The 16,753-nt window shown below is 35.5% G+C and carries 10 protein-coding genes; 6 read left to right on the plus strand and 4 right to left on the minus strand.

The window, feature by feature from the left end; translation table 11 throughout:
* Positions 1–54: 54 nt before the first annotated feature.
* The 5 genes from ACRBBL_RS24455 to ACRBBL_RS24475 all read left to right on the plus strand — a co-directional run.
* A partial coding sequence (locus ACRBBL_RS24455; protein ID WP_431371732.1) for a phosphatidylserine decarboxylase occupies positions 55–280 on the plus strand: 226 nt, incomplete at its 3' end.
* A 6-nt stretch (positions 281–286) separates the two neighbouring features.
* On the plus strand, positions 287–820 hold the full coding sequence (locus ACRBBL_RS24460) for a phosphatidylserine decarboxylase (protein WP_431371733.1): 534 nt from the start codon (positions 287–289) through the stop codon (positions 818–820).
* 31 nt (positions 821–851) lie between these two features.
* A complete protein-coding gene (locus tag ACRBBL_RS24465) occupies positions 852–2,717 on the plus strand; it encodes a hypothetical protein (protein ID WP_431371725.1) in 1,866 nt (621 codons plus the stop codon).
* Between the two features lie 20 nt (positions 2,718–2,737).
* Complete coding sequence (locus ACRBBL_RS24470) at positions 2,738–4,138, plus strand: hypothetical protein (protein ID WP_431371726.1); 1,401 nt, start codon at positions 2,738–2,740, stop codon at positions 4,136–4,138.
* Between the two features lie 192 nt (positions 4,139–4,330).
* Positions 4,331–5,890, plus strand: a complete 1,560-nt coding sequence (locus ACRBBL_RS24475) for a hypothetical protein (protein WP_431371727.1) — start codon at positions 4,331–4,333, stop codon at positions 5,888–5,890.
* Positions 5,891–6,044: 154 nt separating this feature from the next.
* On the opposite strand, the gene ACRBBL_RS24480 is transcribed toward ACRBBL_RS24475, so the two are convergent.
* From ACRBBL_RS24480 to ACRBBL_RS24495, 4 genes are all read right to left on the minus strand, one after another.
* Positions 6,045–8,921: an alpha-amylase family glycosyl hydrolase gene (locus ACRBBL_RS24480; RefSeq protein WP_431371728.1), complete on the minus strand. Its 2,877-nt coding sequence runs from the start codon at positions 8,919–8,921 to the stop codon at positions 6,045–6,047.
* Positions 8,922–9,520: 599 nt separating this feature from the next.
* On the minus strand, positions 9,521–10,582 hold the full coding sequence (locus tag ACRBBL_RS24485) for a SusE domain-containing protein (protein ID WP_431371729.1): 1,062 nt from the start codon (positions 10,580–10,582) through the stop codon (positions 9,521–9,523).
* 13 nt (positions 10,583–10,595) lie between these two features.
* Entirely contained in the window at positions 10,596–12,176 is a 1,581-nt protein-coding gene (locus ACRBBL_RS24490; protein WP_431371734.1) for a RagB/SusD family nutrient uptake outer membrane protein, read from the minus strand.
* A 25-nt stretch (positions 12,177–12,201) separates the two neighbouring features.
* Entirely contained in the window at positions 12,202–15,129 is a 2,928-nt protein-coding gene (locus ACRBBL_RS24495) for a SusC/RagA family TonB-linked outer membrane protein (RefSeq protein WP_431371730.1), read from the minus strand.
* A gap of 304 nt (positions 15,130–15,433) precedes the next feature.
* Here ACRBBL_RS24495 and ACRBBL_RS24500 point away from each other — a divergent pair, with 304 nt between their 5' ends.
* On the plus strand, positions 15,434–16,474 hold the full coding sequence (locus ACRBBL_RS24500) for a LacI family DNA-binding transcriptional regulator (RefSeq protein ID WP_431371731.1): 1,041 nt from the start codon (positions 15,434–15,436) through the stop codon (positions 16,472–16,474).
* Positions 16,475–16,753 lie beyond the last annotated feature (279 nt).

Here is a 16,753-nt window from a genome sequence, read left to right on the forward strand (position 1 = left end):
TTAAACACTGGACCAAATGGCTGGATGAGTAAAAGTGCTTACAAAGCCTTGAGCATGCAAGATTTTATTCATGAACCAGACAAACCATTTTGGGGATTTAAATCGTGGAATGATTTCTTTATTCGTCAATTCAAAAAGGGAAAAAGACCTGTTGCCGCTCCAAAAGACAAAAAAGTAATTGTAAGTGCTTGTGAAGCTGCTCCGTTACGTATTAGCAGTAATGTGCAACGTACGAGTGAGTTCTGGATAAAAGGGCAACCGTATTCGTTAGAACACATGCNNAGATGTGTATAAGAGACAGCCGTATTCGTTAGAACACATGCTCGATGGACACAATGTCGATTATTACCTTGGCGGAACTGTGTACCAAGCATATTTAAGTGCTGAAAATTATCACCGTTGGCATTCACCAATTGATGGAAAAATTGTAGAAGTCAGAAACATAAAAGGAACGTATTATTCAGAAGCTGCTTCGGAAGGTTTTGATCCTGCCGGACCCAACAATTCGCAAGCATATTTAGCACAAGTAGCTGCAAGAGCTTTAATCTTCATTGATAGTGGCGATAAAAAACTTGGAACTGTCTGCGTCATGCCAATTGGAATGGCAGAAGTTTCTTCCTGTTTAATTACGGTAAAAGTTGGGCAGAAAGTGAAAAAAGGAGAACAAATTGGGTATTTCCAATTTGGAGGTTCTACACATTGTGTATTATTCCAAAAAGGAGCCATTGCAAACTTTACATTGCCAGCCATTCCGCAAGGAGAACAAGGTTCCGATTCTAAAATTGTCCCTGTAAATTCTGCCATTGCTGTGGCGAATTAAACTCAGAAAACTAACCTTAATAACCATCATAATGAAAAGAATAATCATAATAGTACTGCTATTAGCCGTTTTTAGTGTGCTTCTCATGAACATGTCAGGATCACAAACAAGCAATAGTAGTTTTGTTTTTGACACACCAGCGTATCAAGGAAACAAAGATTTTCAAGATCCTGAAAAAAGAGCTGCTTTTGCAGATGCTTGGGACAAATATGTACATCGGTATACCGTCAATGCTGCCACCTATAATTTAAGTGGTGGATACGACTATACAGTTCCAGGAAAAACCTATGTAGACCCAAAAGAATATCCTGATTTCTTTAAAGATGCTGCACAAATTCCTGTACGTTGGGAAGCCTTTCCAGGACGTGTCTTACACTACTTAAAAGAACGTTTTGTTTCTTACTATAAAGACAGCCTTACCAAAGCAGGATCTAAAAAGAACTACAACTCTTTTGCTAATGATAGATTGTATGAAATGGTAGATATTGGTCCCGTAGCATTTAAAGCAAAATACACGAAAGAATTGGTGTATATTCCAAAAAGTCCTTGCAATCCTAATCCAGAAGAACTAAAAATGTTAGATCCGTATGGACCAAGAGGTTGGCTCGATGAATATTGTGAAATGGGTATCAAGCGAAATACTTCAAAAAAAATTACAAGACTTCATTTTACTTGTGAAAATCCAGAGTATTACTGGACCATGTGGAAAGTAGACCCAAATAAAGTATTGGACATCTATCAAAAAACATTAGGCAATACAAACATCAAATTAAAAGATTTATACCTAACAGATTCTCTAAAAAATCCTGTGATTGACAGAACAACGCAGTTGCCAGCTTACAATCCAATTAATAAATGGAATAGCGGAACGGAAATGACCGATACTAAAGGTGGTGCTATGCATTTAACGAGTCCGCCAAATGAATTACAAGCCGAAATTGTCTTGGCTGGTGGCGGTGCTGTATTACGTAGCTATAATGTGGAAGAAAACGCAGATGCAAATACGCTAATTTGTTGTAGCAAGTACGGAAGACGCTTTAGACATAGCGATCCGCATATTGGACAAAATGTGTATCAAGCTGTACAAGAAGGTTTGGAAGTTACTTTATTAAATCCTGTTGGATTGTACTTGCAAGAACCTTTATACCAATATTTTGAACTTCCTGCAAACGCACCAAAAGATGCTAAAATACAAGACTGTTTCAAGTTTGTTCGTGGCGAAGTTCATAACAAACCAGACCAATTAACATATCCAAACAACATGATTTTACACATGATTATGGAAATTCCTGAAAGTTGGGATGACAGTATCACTTTAGAAGATATTAAAGTGTTTGGTAAGAACATAAAATATGGTTCGCAAGTTATGGAAACCATCAAAGTACAATTGGCAGCAGCTGGAAAACCTGCTTCTGTAGAAACCAAAGCTCAAGAACTTGATTGTACTGCCGATAATGGTATTGTAGGTCTCGATTATTTTGTAGATGCCAACATTTTAAAAACAAGTATTGACAAGTATAATAAGTTGAATGTATATGCCAATGTAACAAGTAATATTACACAAGTAGCACAAGGAAGTACGGTAGATAATCTTGCGGTAGTCATTAGCAATGTGGTTGATAAATTTGGCAATGGAATTCCTCCTAATAAATTTCAACCTAACAACTTCAATATTAGTTTTCCAGATACAAATATTGAAGTTACATCAAGCTATGTTGGGAACGATCCAGCTTATGCAACGTTGACCAAAAACGAAGAATATACGTTTAATATTAGCGTAAAAGTTCCAGCAGATGTACCTGTTGGGCAATACAGCATTTTAGTAACAAACAACAATTTCGGATTGGCAGTTCCGCATATGCTTGAAGTTGTTGCAGCAGATGCATTAGCCAAATAATAACCATTTAAAATTATACAATGAGAACAAGAATTATCAGTTTCGTAACAGTTGTAGCAATCCTTATGGTTATTGGCTGCAAAAACAAGAAAGCAACATACGTAGACATGTCTGCCGCAAATGCTTGTGGTGTAGGATGTGATACCTTGGTATTTTTACCAAACAATCCAATTGATGTTAAAATATTAAATCAACAATGTGCCAATACCTTTGCATGGCAATCATTTATTGCGCTGACATGGCCATCGAGTCCTGTAGAAGCTGGACAACCAGATCGATCTAAAACGATTAAAGACTGGGGAAAACCTGGCGATTTAACACCAATGGCATTGGGAACCTATAAAAGTGCCGAAAATATCTTTACCAAGCACAAACCAACCCGATGGGGAAGCAATTTAGATCAAATTATGGATACCAATCCTGATGATAATATTTCGCATAGAGAAGTCGCCGATTTTAGTAAGTTTGATGATGATAAAGAAGTGGTAAACGAGTTGTTTCAAGCTTCGGGAGGAACTTCTTGGTTAACGGATCAAAATGGAAAGTTGATTTGGTATGAAATTAAAGTGAATCATACTGAGTTTGATTATATTTCTACGAACGAATTGTACAATCCTGTCAAGCAAAATGCAATGGCAGAAAACGGCGGAATTTGGTTACCAAATGGTGCTATAGAGATTAAAGCGGCTTGGCGCGTGATTGCGGATGCAGATTATGAAAAGTTGAAAGATCGCTATAAAATTATTACGGCTTGGGTTCCACAGAATGTAGAAGTAAAAAGCAGAACCGATGTAACTTTATCTGATTATAAAGAAACAAAACTAGGTTTGGTTGGATTGCATATCATTCAAAAAACACCATCCATGCCACAATTCCATTGGGCAACGTTTGAACATGCGGATTTAGCTCCTGAAAAACAAATCAAAGAGTCTAAAATAGATTGGTTATTGTACAATCCAGAGAAATACAATGAAAAGCCAAATCAGACGCCAATTGTTGGAACAGATCCAATTGATCAGCCTGTTCAGGTAATTAAAGAGCACGAAGCTACTATTGGCTTGGATGCTAAAGTACTCAATAAGTTTGTACATGAACGCATTGCTGAGTTGTCACCAAAAAGTGTCTTTCAATATTATCATTTAGTAGACAGCCAATGGCCATCGAGTGCCGTTTCTGATACTGATAATGAAACATTTACTCCATTGAAAGATGGTGGAAAAACACCAATGATTATGACCAATGTAACCATGGAAACTTATGTGCAAAAAATTTCCTGTTTGGATTGTCATGTTGGTGCTGGAATTAATCATACAAAAGATGGACAAGAATATGCTTCTGACTATAGTTTTATATTCGGAATGGCGCAAGAGCAAGACTCAACAATTACAATATCAAATAAAAAAGCAAAAACGCTGAAATAGCGCAAAGTAAGTCAACTATAACAACTCGTTATCAAACGATAGCTACACAAAAAGGTCGCTAAAATTAGCGACCTTTTCACTCCTTTTCTTCTATATTTTTAAAGTTGAAATCGCATTAGCTACAAAAATTGAGGAAGCATTAAAAATTGTTTAATAGCCAAAATTATTCATTTTTAACTAATCCAAAATTTTATGAAACGTTTATTAGTAGTATCCAGTTTTTTTTTAATCTTATTAACTTCTACCAACAGTGCTTTTGCACAACAAACCATTCCTAAAGGCACTCAAATTGCCTTAGTCACAGACTTGAATCGATGGGCAACAGTTTGCAAGGACTGTCAAAGATTAAAGTATTCATCTATCAACTTAACGGTAACGTCTAATACAGACGCATCAAGCAGAAAACCTAACAAGGAATCCATTTACACAGTAGAATACCAAGATGGAAAAATACGATTGCTCACCTATGCTGGCACGTATCTTTCTGTATGTGGCGACTGTAGAAAAAAAGGTCCTACTTCCCTTTTAGTTGCTACGATGAAGAAAAAGTCTAACGGAAAAGTACCGCGCGAAGCATTATTTGAATTTATTCCTGTTAAGAATAGTGACTTTTACATGATTAAAGCTTTCAATGGCAAATATGTAACTCGTTACCATCCTGGAAGTGATCGTCCCGATATGTTAAAAGGCAAATCACAAGTATTAGCAGCCTACTATGAAAAAACAGACAGAAGAGCTGGGAAATTTAATGTAATTGCTCTTAATAAGAATTTTTCTAAAGGTTTTGTAGCTGGCAAAAAAATTCCAAGAGCTGTAAAACATCCAAGCATTTTAGGAAATCAGTGGATGACAAATACAACTTCAATTAATTACGGCATTGCATATAGAAGAAAGAACCAAGTAAACCAAAAAGCGTACATACCAGAAATGCCATGTTCACAAAATATTTGTTGGGTATATACCACTGGAAATACAGGGTCAATAAATGATCGTTCCAGAAACATCTTCTTTGACTATATATACAAAATTGAATATTTAGGCGCTACTAAAGGATATAGAATTACAGGAAATGAGCAAAGAGTTTTAAGCCCAATACGATTTTTTAAAACAAAACCTTATTTTGATAATGTTCTTGGGCAATTGGCTGTATTTGAAAAATATACTGGTTCATCTCTAGGAGATCAATATTGGAATATTGAGAAAGTAACAGATGATTTTTACATTCTTCAAAATAGAGCTTCTGGTCTGTATCTGGGTAATGTTTGGAATGGTAAAGTTAACTTTTATCAAGATGCGCTTGTGGAGAAAAAAGACGCGCTTCCTATTGCTTTTGAAACTTATAATTCATCAAAGCAAATGCCAACAACCTACAGAAAAGGATATACCTTCAACACCATTGATGTACCAAATTCTAATGAGATGGTGGTAAATCCGATGAAACTAACTTCGCAAACATGGAGAAAACATGCGACTGCTATTGGAGGAAATAATTATAGCTTTTTAGGGTATAATGATTGGCAATTGGCTACTAAAAAGAAAGCGGAAGAGATTACAAAAAAGTTTCAGAATACTTTATGTGAAAACTATCTAGACCTTTTTTCGCTCACTCGAATTTTTTATAGCGACGATGCTAACTGGGATGCAAATACTAATTTTAATGGACAAATAATAATCTCTAGAAAAGGAGTTACTAAAGTTGCCGCAGGAAGCGAAACAAGGAATGGTAAGGTGTTGCTTTGGCGAAAAAAGTAATATAAGTCAACTATAACTAAACAAAAAGGTCGCTAGAAATAGCGACCTTTTTTAAATATTCTTCTCGTAATATTAAAAATTATAACACAACCTAGCTACGAACAAGTTTAGTCAAATAATGATAGTATAGCCGATTTTTCATTAGAGAAAAACATTATTCTATAAGCAATCGTTTAGTAGCTGTTCCTTCGTTTGAAACAACTTTTACTAAATACAAAGCATTGGTTAATTCAGAAACATCAAATGAATGTCCTGCAGTAAAACCACCTTTAAATGTTTTGATTTGTTTTCCAGTGATATCATAAATCTGTACTTCTTCAACATTCTTATCTAATTTAAAACTGTCAGAAGCAGGATTTGGATATAATGAAAGCGTGTTTGTTGTTTGTTGAAATTCTTCTGTGCTTAAAACTGACTGCTGATTTCCAAAAATTCTAAATTGTCCCGCAGGAATCGAAATCGGATCTGCTGTATTGGTCACATTGATACTTGTTGTACCTGTATCGTCCATTAAATCGTACCAAGTTCCCGTGTATGGAAAATCAGGTACAATGTCTAAATCAGCCACAGAGAAATTACATAAGATCACTACATTCTTCAATCCAGACGCAGGAAGGTTGTCATCCCAAATATAAATACGTTGTCTGATGTCGTTGATGTATGGACTTATTGCATAGTTTCCTTCAAAAACCGCTTCTTGCACTTTTAGATCAATAATTCGTGCCCAATCATTGTATATTTTAGCTCTGTTCGCATCTGCCAACCAATTGTTTGTCCATTGTGGTTGCGGTTTGGTGTCTAATTTACAATCACCTGGAGTTCCATCACTTGGTAAATTAACACTTCCATTGCTACAAGTAAAGATTGAGTTTTCCATTCCTAGTGCTCCAAAATGCCAAATCATTTTTGGTCCTGGAATTGTCAATGAAGCCGCTCCTAAAGCAGACATTCTAGATAATGAAGTGTTTAAATCCTGTACATTGTGAGAAGCTAATGCTGTATTTCCAAACTGTAAGTTTTTATACATTAATCGTTCTTCATCATGACTTTCTGCATATCCCATTAATCGCGGGCCGTTAAAACCTCTACTCGTATGTCCCATTCTGGAAATATCTGCATTGGACGCAAATCCCATTGTTAATTGGTTGTATTGATCGGTCATTTTTCCCCACATCATAATTCCTTTTCCTTCGCCTAAGCGATAATCTGCCCATTCTTTTTCTTCGTTGTCTTGTCCTAAATGTTCAAAAATCACATAATGATCATCGTCTAAACTCCAAGAATAATCAGCATATTGCTTTAAGATTGCCACACGGTCATTTCTGTAACCGTTGGTACAACCATCATCGCCCGCAGTACATTCTTGTGTAAATCCTTTGGTTAAATCCCAACGGAAACCATCAATATTATATTCTTCTATCCAATGTTTTATAACACGTTCTGTGTAGTATTGTGTGCGTGTTTGTTGATGATTAAAATCTGAACCAACACTGTAACTATGTGTTGCTACTTGATTGAAATAAGGATTCTCCGAACTCGGCTCTCCCCAACCGTCGTTATCTGGATCGTTCATCCACATACGCACCATTGGATTTCTTCCAAAAGCATGGTTTAAAGCGACATCTAAGATCACTGCAATTCCATTTTGATGGCATAAGTCTACAAATTCTTTAAACTTATCTGAAGTTCCGTAATATTTGTCTAATGCTAAATGAAAAGACGTATTGTATCCCCAACTTTCATTGCCTTCAAATTCCATGATTGGCATTAATTGAATGGCGTTTACGTGTAAGTTTTTAAAGTAATCAATACGATCTATTAGGTTTTGATAATTACGATCTGCATCAAAATCACGAATTAATACTTCATATACAATTAAGTCTTCTTTTTTAGGCTTTGCAAAGTTTGTTACTTGCCAGTTGTATGGTGTTTGTCCCGTTTGTAATACCGTAACTTCACGTTCTTGTCCCACAGGATATGTTGGAAGGTTTGGATATGTCGTTGCTGGAATAAATGGATCGTCAAAAGGCGATAATACTAATGTAGAATATGGATCTGCTGTTTTTACCAATGCTGGCGAATTTGCAATTGGTGTTTCGTCAATTACCCAATATTGATAGGTATAGTTTTGTCCTGGCGTTAATCCGTTGATTTCTAGCCAAAATTTTCCTGTAGTGCCATCTTTTTTCATCGCGTAACTTCCGTCTGGTTGCCAATTGTTAAAACTTCCTGCGATGTATACAAAGTCTTTGTTTGGTGCGTCTAATACTAAAGTAGCTTTTGAAGTATCTGCATCGTAATTGATTCCATCTTCTAAACCTGCTGGCAACGTTTCTGTTACTGTTCCAGGGTTGATAATTACGCTAAAGTTTTTTATAACTGTTGTTCCTCCCAAAGTAACTTCTAACGCATAATTTGTGTTTGTGGTAATGTTTGTATCTGTATACGAATACGAAGTACCATTGCTTGAGTTTATTGTTGCTCCGTTAGCTTTTAATACGTACGCAGCGCCTCCAGCTGTATTGTTTGCGGTGATTGCGAGGTTTGAACCTGAAGCTAAAATCGTTGTGCTTCCTTCGTTTGGCGTTACTAGTGTAGCTTGAAAAGCACCTACATCAAAGAAGAAATCGGCACAGCCAGTTGCTTTGAGTTCTTGACCTCCATTTTCGTTTCTGAAAACCATTCCCATCTTTGTGATCGTTTCCGCTTGAGCGGTTGTTAAGCCATAATAGGTTTCAGGAACAATGGTAATTTGCCATAATCCGCCACCCATATCAGTCATTTCTCCAACACCATCGTCTTGTCCCCAATTTCCAACAACATAGGTCCAAGGATTACTGTTGGTTCCTGCGCCAGAGTGCATATATACTTTGTTCGGGTTGTTGATTCCGTCACAATCTGTGGCAGAACTGTTGATGTCTACTGTAATTGTAATTGAGTCGTCAACCTCATACGGTGTTGGCGTAATGGTTACCTGACCAAACGCGATACTCGCAAACAATAAACATAATATGTGTAATTTTTTTTTCATCTGTTTTAGTTTTTGTCAGATGGAATTTGCCTTGTGAATTTTATGTTCATAAGACATATTTCATAGCTTTTTATTTGAATACTTCGTAATTACTTAACCCAAATTCGATGTAAGTTTTTTTCAAATAAAATTTTGAAAATACTTAGCTATCCATATGTAAAACACTGAATTTCAGTTTTTTATTTTCGTTTTCTTTGCTCGTACAAAGAAAAGAAACAAAAGAAAGTGCGCTTTTCCAGAGGTATTTTTAATTTTCCTTTTTGGGGAAAATTAAAACCACATGACTTTTTCGAAATTTTAGTTCTCCAAGCTCTATTTTCTATATCTGAGCTCATAAATTTACATTTCTCCAAGGCTTCAAAAATTTTTAACGAAAAACCCCTGCTATACTGCGGAAAAGATAAACTCACTCTTGACTTTTATATCGAATTCAAGTTACTTTAGATAAAAAAGACTGTAATGATTCATATTACAGCCTTTTTGAGTGATCGTTACATAAAGACTCAATTCAAAAAAAATTACATCTCTTAGAAATCAGCCAATATGTATAAACATAGAACTTGACATCTTGCTTTTCAGTAAGATCCGTTCTGCGTTTTTTAGTTAAGTGTTAGTGTATATGTGTATTCTCTTGGATTACTCAAATCTAATACTACTGTATAGTTTCCTGCTACTGGTACAACAATATTGTCTCCTCCATTGTTTAATCTTCCATCAGCTCCAGTATCACCGTAGTTCCAGTCCCAACCGTCGTTTGCTCTAAACTTTATTTCATCTGCAGTTAAGTCAATTGTAATTGAAAATGTTTGCGTTGTTGAATCATAAGTCATATCGCTATCACTGTCCCAACCTGTTGGTGTTCCAGATCCGATAAGTCCCCAGTTTGTGTATTGATTAGCACTGTATGTTAAGTTTTCAGTATCTACTTGTAAGTAATAGTATCCTGGAGTTGCTGGTACATTAGATTCTCCATCTTCTACTAAAACTCCAGAGAAACTTCCATCGTCTCCCCAATCAGTATTTCCCCAAGCAAAGTTTCCTGCGTCATCTGGCGCTACAAATTTGTATTCGTTGTTTAACCAAACATATCCTTCATAATCTGAAGCTCCAAATTCAGAAGAAGCCAATCTTGGTGCTGTTGCTGGATCCCATCCTTGGTGATCTCCTGGTACTGCAATTGTTGGTAACGAGGTTGTGTATGGTGTAATGTTTAATGTAATTACGTCTGAAATTTGTTGTTGCGCATCTTGCGTTCCAATAGAGGAAATGACACGTACATCTAAATCTCCTGCTACAAACGGATTAAGTCCTGCAGCGATAGATACATCATTTAATTGTTGATTCGTCCAAGAGATAAAACGCTCATTGGTTGATCCGCCAGCAATTGGCGCAGCGAAATCTGTTCCTGATAAAGCAATCTCTACACTATAATTAATAGCTGTTTGTGCATCATAATCTGCATCGTTCCAAACTAATGTAGTCGCTACATTTTGTTCGTTTGCTGCACTCAAAACAATTGCTGTTCCTGATGCTGGTGTCACTAATTGTGGACCGCCTTCTGGAGTAGCAATGATTAAATTATCATCATCACTACATGCGTTAAATCCAACAAAGGCAACTACTGCTAAAAAGCCTGCTGATATTTTATTTAGTTTTTTCATCTGTGTTATTTTTTTAGTAACCTGGGTTTTGAGTTAAGTTAGGGTTTGCGGTAATGTCTGTAGATGGAATTGGAAATAAATCTCTGAATGCTTCCGTTGTAGTTCCACCTTCAACATTTCCTTTCCAAGGCCAAATTCCTTGATTAGAGAATTGTCCGAAACGAATTAAGTCTGTTCTTCTATGTCCTTCCCAATGCAATTCTTTTGAACGTTCAGATAGTAAAAATTCATCCGTAATATCTGAAAAACCTCCAATTGGGTTTGCGTTAGATCGTTGTCTTACAAGGTTTACATATTGTACTGCCAATCCTTCGTTTCCTGTTCCGCTTCTTTTTACAGCTTCCGCATACATTAAATATGCATCTGCCAATCTGAAGACAGGGAAATCTGTATCGATAAAATCTCCTGAACTATCTGACCCTTGAACTCCAGCACTTGTTACATTTTTGAATTTTTCTACAGCATATCCGTCATTAAAATTAAATACATCTGCAATTTCTAATTCTTGTCCGTCTGTAAAGAAGTTTGCTCTATCATCTGTAAGTAATTCAGCTGCAGAGAATTTGTTTACAAAAGCACTTGTAGTTCTGATTCCTCCCCAACCTCCGTTGATACCAAAAGCTGCTGCATTCATGTTTCCTCCAACAGGCGCATGTACTAAGAATGTCATTGCACCAAATCCTTGTGTATTTAATCCATCAGAGTTGAAAGAGAAAATCATTTCGTTTTGAGCTCCATTTGAATCATTGTCTGCTAAGAATAATTCGTCATAATCTGTATGAAGTGTATATCCTGCTCCAATAATATTTTCTAAGTACGGAATTGCCTGTGCGCTTTGATCTGTTCCTGTGTATACTTCAGCGTTTAAGTGTAATTTTGCCAATAACATCCAAACGGCTGCTTTGTCTGCTCTTCCATATACATTTTGACGTGCATCAATCATTGTTGGCTCAATTGCTGTTAATTCAGAAACAATAAAGTCAAATACTTCTTGTCTGCTTCCTTGCGTTGGCAAAAATGCTCCAATAGGATCTGCTTCTGTTACAAAAGGAACATTTCCAAACATATCAATTGCATGCCAGTAACTTAATGCTCTTAAGAAACGTACCTCAGCTTTGTATGCTGCTGGTAAAAATTCTGATTCAGCTACATTTTGTGTTGCTCTTAAGAATTCATTAGAGATCGAAATCTGAAAATAAATTCTGTTGTACATTGCTGTTATAAACTCATTTGCTGGTGTCCATACTTGCCAGTTAAGGTCATGAATTGTACCATCATTCCAAGCAATTAACGCTTCGTCTGTAGTTAATTGTTGGTGTTTCCAGTATTGTCTCAAATAGTTTGAGAATCCTTCGTCAATTCCTGTAATATCAGGATTACCTGCTGGACCTTGCTGTCCACTTACTACAAAACCTGCATAAATTCTAGCAAGAAATTGTTCGTAAGCTGCAGGATCGTCGAATACATCTGCTGCCGACTGTTCTACTATTGGTTCTAAGTCTAGCTGATCTTCACAAGATGTAAATCCGATGCTAGCCACGAGTAATAATAGTACAATACCTATACGATTTGATTGTTTTCTAATTGTTTTCATCATTTTATGTATTTGGTATTCTTTATTATAAGTTCAAATTAATTCCCATTAATATGTTTCTTGATCTAGGATAGAAATTGTTGTCAATTCCACCACTGATTTCAGGATCTAATCCGTCGTAATCTGTAATTACAAATAAGTTTTGTCCTGTTGCGTACACTCTCATACGTACATCTTTGAAGATATTGTCTAAGTTATATCCTATTGTTAGGTTGTCTAATTTTAAGAAAGAAGCATCTTGCACATAGTAATCAGAGAATAATTGCTGATTTTGAAACCCTGTATCTAAGATGGATGCGTTTACATTGTTGATAGAGTTCGCTCCAAATAATGCAGCAACATTTCCTGTGTTAGATGCTACGTTATTGTATGCAAAGTTTCCTATGCTCGCTCTCATCGTAAATCCGAAATCAAACTTTCCGTACTGCATATTTGATGTAAAACCAAGTACTGCGTCTGGATTTGGACTCTTGTATCTGTATCGATCGTTTGTATCAATTACACCATCGGCATTGATATCTACATACGCACCTTCAATTGGCGCTCCGTTTGCATCATATATTTGTTTGAATACATAGAAAGAGTTTGCCTCATATCCTACAGAGTTAATTTGAATTGTGTTACCAACTCCACCTGCAATTCCTCCCGTTGGAGAACCTGGAGATGTAGGATCGTCTGTTAAGAATAGTTTTGTGATTTTGTTCTCGAAGAAAGAAACATTGAAGTTTGTATTCCATGAGAATGTATCATTTTCTACAATTGTAGCATTTAAGTTTATTTCTAAACCTCGGTTTTCTAAGTTACCAACGTTTGTAAATAAAGCATTTGATAAGTTTGTTCCTGCAGGTACTGGAATAAAGTTGATTAAGTCCTCTACTTTACGCTCATATACTTCTACAGAACCTGTTAAACGATCGTTGAAGAAACCAAAATCTAAACCAATATTGAAGGTTTTAGAACGTTCCCAACGTAAGTTTTCATCATATTCTTCTGGACGAAGTGTGGTTACAAAACGTGGTGTTCCATCTGGATTATACCCGAATTGATACTGTACTTGTCCGTCACCAGTTGTATAACGTGGAATGTATCCGTAATCTTGACCAAATTCTTGTTGTCCCGTTTCTCCGTATCCTGCTCTTAATTTTAATTGAGAGAATACTTTTGAATCTTTCATGAAGTTTTCATCGATAATATTCCATCCTAATGAAAGTCCGCCAAAAAAGTCTGAACGATCATCCGGATTTAAACGAGATGAACTATCATTTCTTAAGTTAAACGTTAACAAGTATTTATCGTCATAGGCAAAGTTTACTCTTCCAAAATACGATTCTAAAGCGTTTTCTGTTTTAAATACATTTCCTGTTACTTGACCAAGTCCAGTTGTATTTTGGAATCTGTTCGATCTGTAAAAGTTTTGGAAAGAGTGACCAACTGTTACATCAACTGTACTTTTAATGCTTTCAATATCTTTCTTGTAGTTTGCATACAAGTCTAACAATTTACTTCTATTAAGTGTACTGTATGTTCCGACTAAACCTTCACTATTAAAGTTTGAAGCTGCTTCTCGTGGAATATTTAAATTCCCATCTACTTCAAAATAGTCATATCCGCCTTTAGCAGTTACTTTAATATCTCTAAAGAATGGCAGTGTATAGTCAAGCTTTAAACTTCCAGTACTTCTCTTAGTATCGGCAGTATTACTGTTTAACTCTAACAATCCAACTGGGTTACGAACCGCAATTGTATTAATAGTTCCATCATTGTTTACATTTTCAGTATATCCACCAAAAGGACTTGTTGAATCAAATACAGATTGCGTTGGATCAAAAGAAACGGCTGCTCCAATTGCGCCTGTATTTCCAAAAGTATCATCAAGCAAAGCGCCTAAAACGTTTGCTTCAATTTTAAGATCATCATCTAATAATCGTTGAATGAACTTTACAGAACCTGTCCAACGATCAACTTTAGAATTACGTAATGTTCCTCTTTGCGTTACAAAACCAACAGAAGCTCTATAATTAGAATTATCAAAACCTCCAGAAACGGTTACGTTTGTATCTGATGTTAATGAACCTCTATAAATTTGATCTTGCCAATCTGTGCTCGTATTTCCTAATTGTGCAATTTGATTTGCATTTCCATTAGCCATTACTAAGTCTCTAAATTGTGTTGACGATAAAACATCTACTTCGTTTACGTTCTTTCCGACAGAAGTATAATGATTTACATTAATGTTCATTGGCTGACCTGATTTCCCAGTTTTCGTTGTAATTAAGATAACTCCTCCTGTTGCTCTCGATCCGTAGATAGAAGCCGCAGAAGCATCTTTTAATACAGTGAATGACTCAATATCGTTTGCATTGATATAATTCAATCCGCTATTTCCTTGATCTAACGGAACTCCATCAACTACAATTAATGGACTTGAACTTGCCGATAGCGAAGAAACTCCACCTCTAATTTTAATTGCAGAACCAGAACCTGGCGCTCCACTTGGTGGTGTTACTTGTACTCCGGCTGTTTTACCAGAAATTAATTGTTCTGGAGAAACAATAGCTCCGCCGTTAAAATCATCGGAATTTACAGACTCAACTGCTCCTGTTACATCTTTCTTTACTGCAGAACCATATCCTACTACGACAACTTCATTAAGTTTAGAAGCATCTTCTTCTAACGCTACATTAATAGTAGCTTGTCCTGTATAAGCGAGCTCCTGAGTTTTGTATCCTACATATGTAAATACAATAGTTTGTCCGTTGTTTACATTTATTTGATACTTACCGTCAAAATCTGTGGTCGTTCCAGTAGTTGTTCCTTTGATGACTACATTTACTCCTAAAAGTGGAGTTCCTGTAGATTGCTCAGTAACAACGCCTGTCACTTTTGTTTGGGCAAGCATTCCTATTGGAATCAAAAAAGCCAAAAACAAAATAAATTTTTGCATTTTCTTCATTTGTTTAATTTTTTGTTTTCAAAATTGTCATAAAAAAATCACGTGTTTTTTAAAATATTTCTGAACAAATAGTTATTAATTTACGTGTGTTTTTTAGTTTAAATACGCTATATTTTTACCTCTCGATGTTAAAACTATGTAAATTTTGAGTAAATCAAAATCTAGGAATAACTTTTAGAGTTACGCAATCGTTTTCGTGTTGACAACTTTTGTTATCATTGAGTTTTATCTAATGAAAACAGCGTATTTTTAACAAAAAAATAGAAAATCACAGCTTTAATTATTGATCTTATAATAAATCCTCATGAAGCGAAAAGTAACTCTTAAACAAATAGCCAAAGAATTAGACGTTTCTGTATCAACTGTTTCGAAAGCATTAAGAAATAGTAAAGAGATTAGTTTAGACACTAGAAGTAAAGTTCAAGCGTTTGCAAAACTCTATAATTACAGACCAAATAACATTGCTTTAAGTCTAAAAAACAAGCGTACCAAAACCATTGGTGTCATTATTCCTGAAATTGTACATCATTTTTTCTCTAAAGTGATTAGCGGAATTGAGAAGGAAGCCAATAATAGAGGATACAATGTTATTATCGGATTGTCTAATGAATCGTTTGATAAAGAAGTGATTAACATTGAAATGCTTGCCAACGGAAGTATTGACGGTTTTATTCTCTCTGTTGCTAAAGAAACTCTGCTTTTACAGGATTACCATCATTTCTATGAAACCATAAATCAAGGAATGCCTATTGTAATGTTTGATAGAGTTGTAAACGAAATTGCTTGTGACAAAGTAGTTGTGGACGATAAAATGGGTTCTAGAAAAGCTGTCACAAAATTGATTGAAAGTGGTTGCAAAAATATTGCGCTTATTACAACAAAAGATTATGTAAACGTTGGAAAACTAAGAACTCAAGGCTATTTGGAAGCTTTGGAGGAACACAAAATTGAACCAAAATCTTCACTTATTATTAAGGTAGAAGAAAACAAAGATAAAGAGATAGAAATTGAAACGCTCGAAAAAGAAATTTCGGCGTTACTTGATAAAGAAAAATCAATTGATGGAATTTTTGCAGTAAATGAACTTTACGCTATTACAGCAATGAAAATTGCAATTAACAAAGGGTATAAAATTCCAGAAAACATGTCTATCGTTGCATTTACAGATGGTGTTTTATCCAAACACGCCATTCCGTCTTTAAGTACTATAAGTCAGCATGCTGTTGAAATGGGCGAAAGATCTGCAACGATGTTAATTGACAAGTTAGAAGAATTAGTTGATGAAGAAAATTATCAAACAGAAGTAATAAATACAACATTAATAGAACGTGACACCACACGATAATTTGGTGAGTATCAGGTGTTAATTTGTTAAATTTTTGACGAATCAGCTTTCAGAATTATAATTTAATGATGTCTGTTTCAAAAAAAAAACTATATTTACACCGTAAAATATCAAGACTTATATTTTTATCTCTCACCTAAAAGTAAGTTTTGATAAGTTTAAACGCTTATCGTACATAGTTATTAACTAATACATTACGATAATGGAAAAGCGTAAATTAAGTTTCTGGGAAATATGGAACATGAGTTTCGGTTTCTTAGGAATACAATTCGGGTTTGC

The sequence above is a fragment of the Kordia sp. genome (genome assembly GCF_050633145.1).
Classification (GTDB): Bacteria; Bacteroidota; Bacteroidia; order Flavobacteriales; family Flavobacteriaceae; genus Kordia.

Coding starts and splice junctions, on each gene's coding strand:
- ACRBBL_RS24490 (WP_431371734.1), bottom strand. CDS start 12,176: ATGAAAACAATTAGAAAACAATCAAATCGTATAGGTATTGTACTATTA.
- ACRBBL_RS24500 (WP_431371731.1), top strand. CDS start 15,434: ATGAAGCGAAAAGTAACTCTTAAACAAATAGCCAAAGAATTAGACGTT.
- ACRBBL_RS24485 (WP_431371729.1), bottom strand. CDS start 10,582: ATGAAAAAACTAAATAAAATATCAGCAGGCTTTTTAGCAGTAGTTGCC.
- ACRBBL_RS24470 (WP_431371726.1), top strand. CDS start 2,738: ATGAGAACAAGAATTATCAGTTTCGTAACAGTTGTAGCAATCCTTATG.
- ACRBBL_RS24475 (WP_431371727.1), top strand. CDS start 4,331: ATGAAACGTTTATTAGTAGTATCCAGTTTTTTTTTAATCTTATTAACT.
- ACRBBL_RS24480 (WP_431371728.1), bottom strand. CDS start 8,921: ATGAAAAAAAAATTACACATATTATGTTTATTGTTTGCGAGTATCGCG.
- ACRBBL_RS24465 (WP_431371725.1), top strand. CDS start 852: ATGAAAAGAATAATCATAATAGTACTGCTATTAGCCGTTTTTAGTGTG.
- ACRBBL_RS24495 (WP_431371730.1), bottom strand. CDS start 15,129: ATGAAGAAAATGCAAAAATTTATTTTGTTTTTGGCTTTTTTGATTCCA.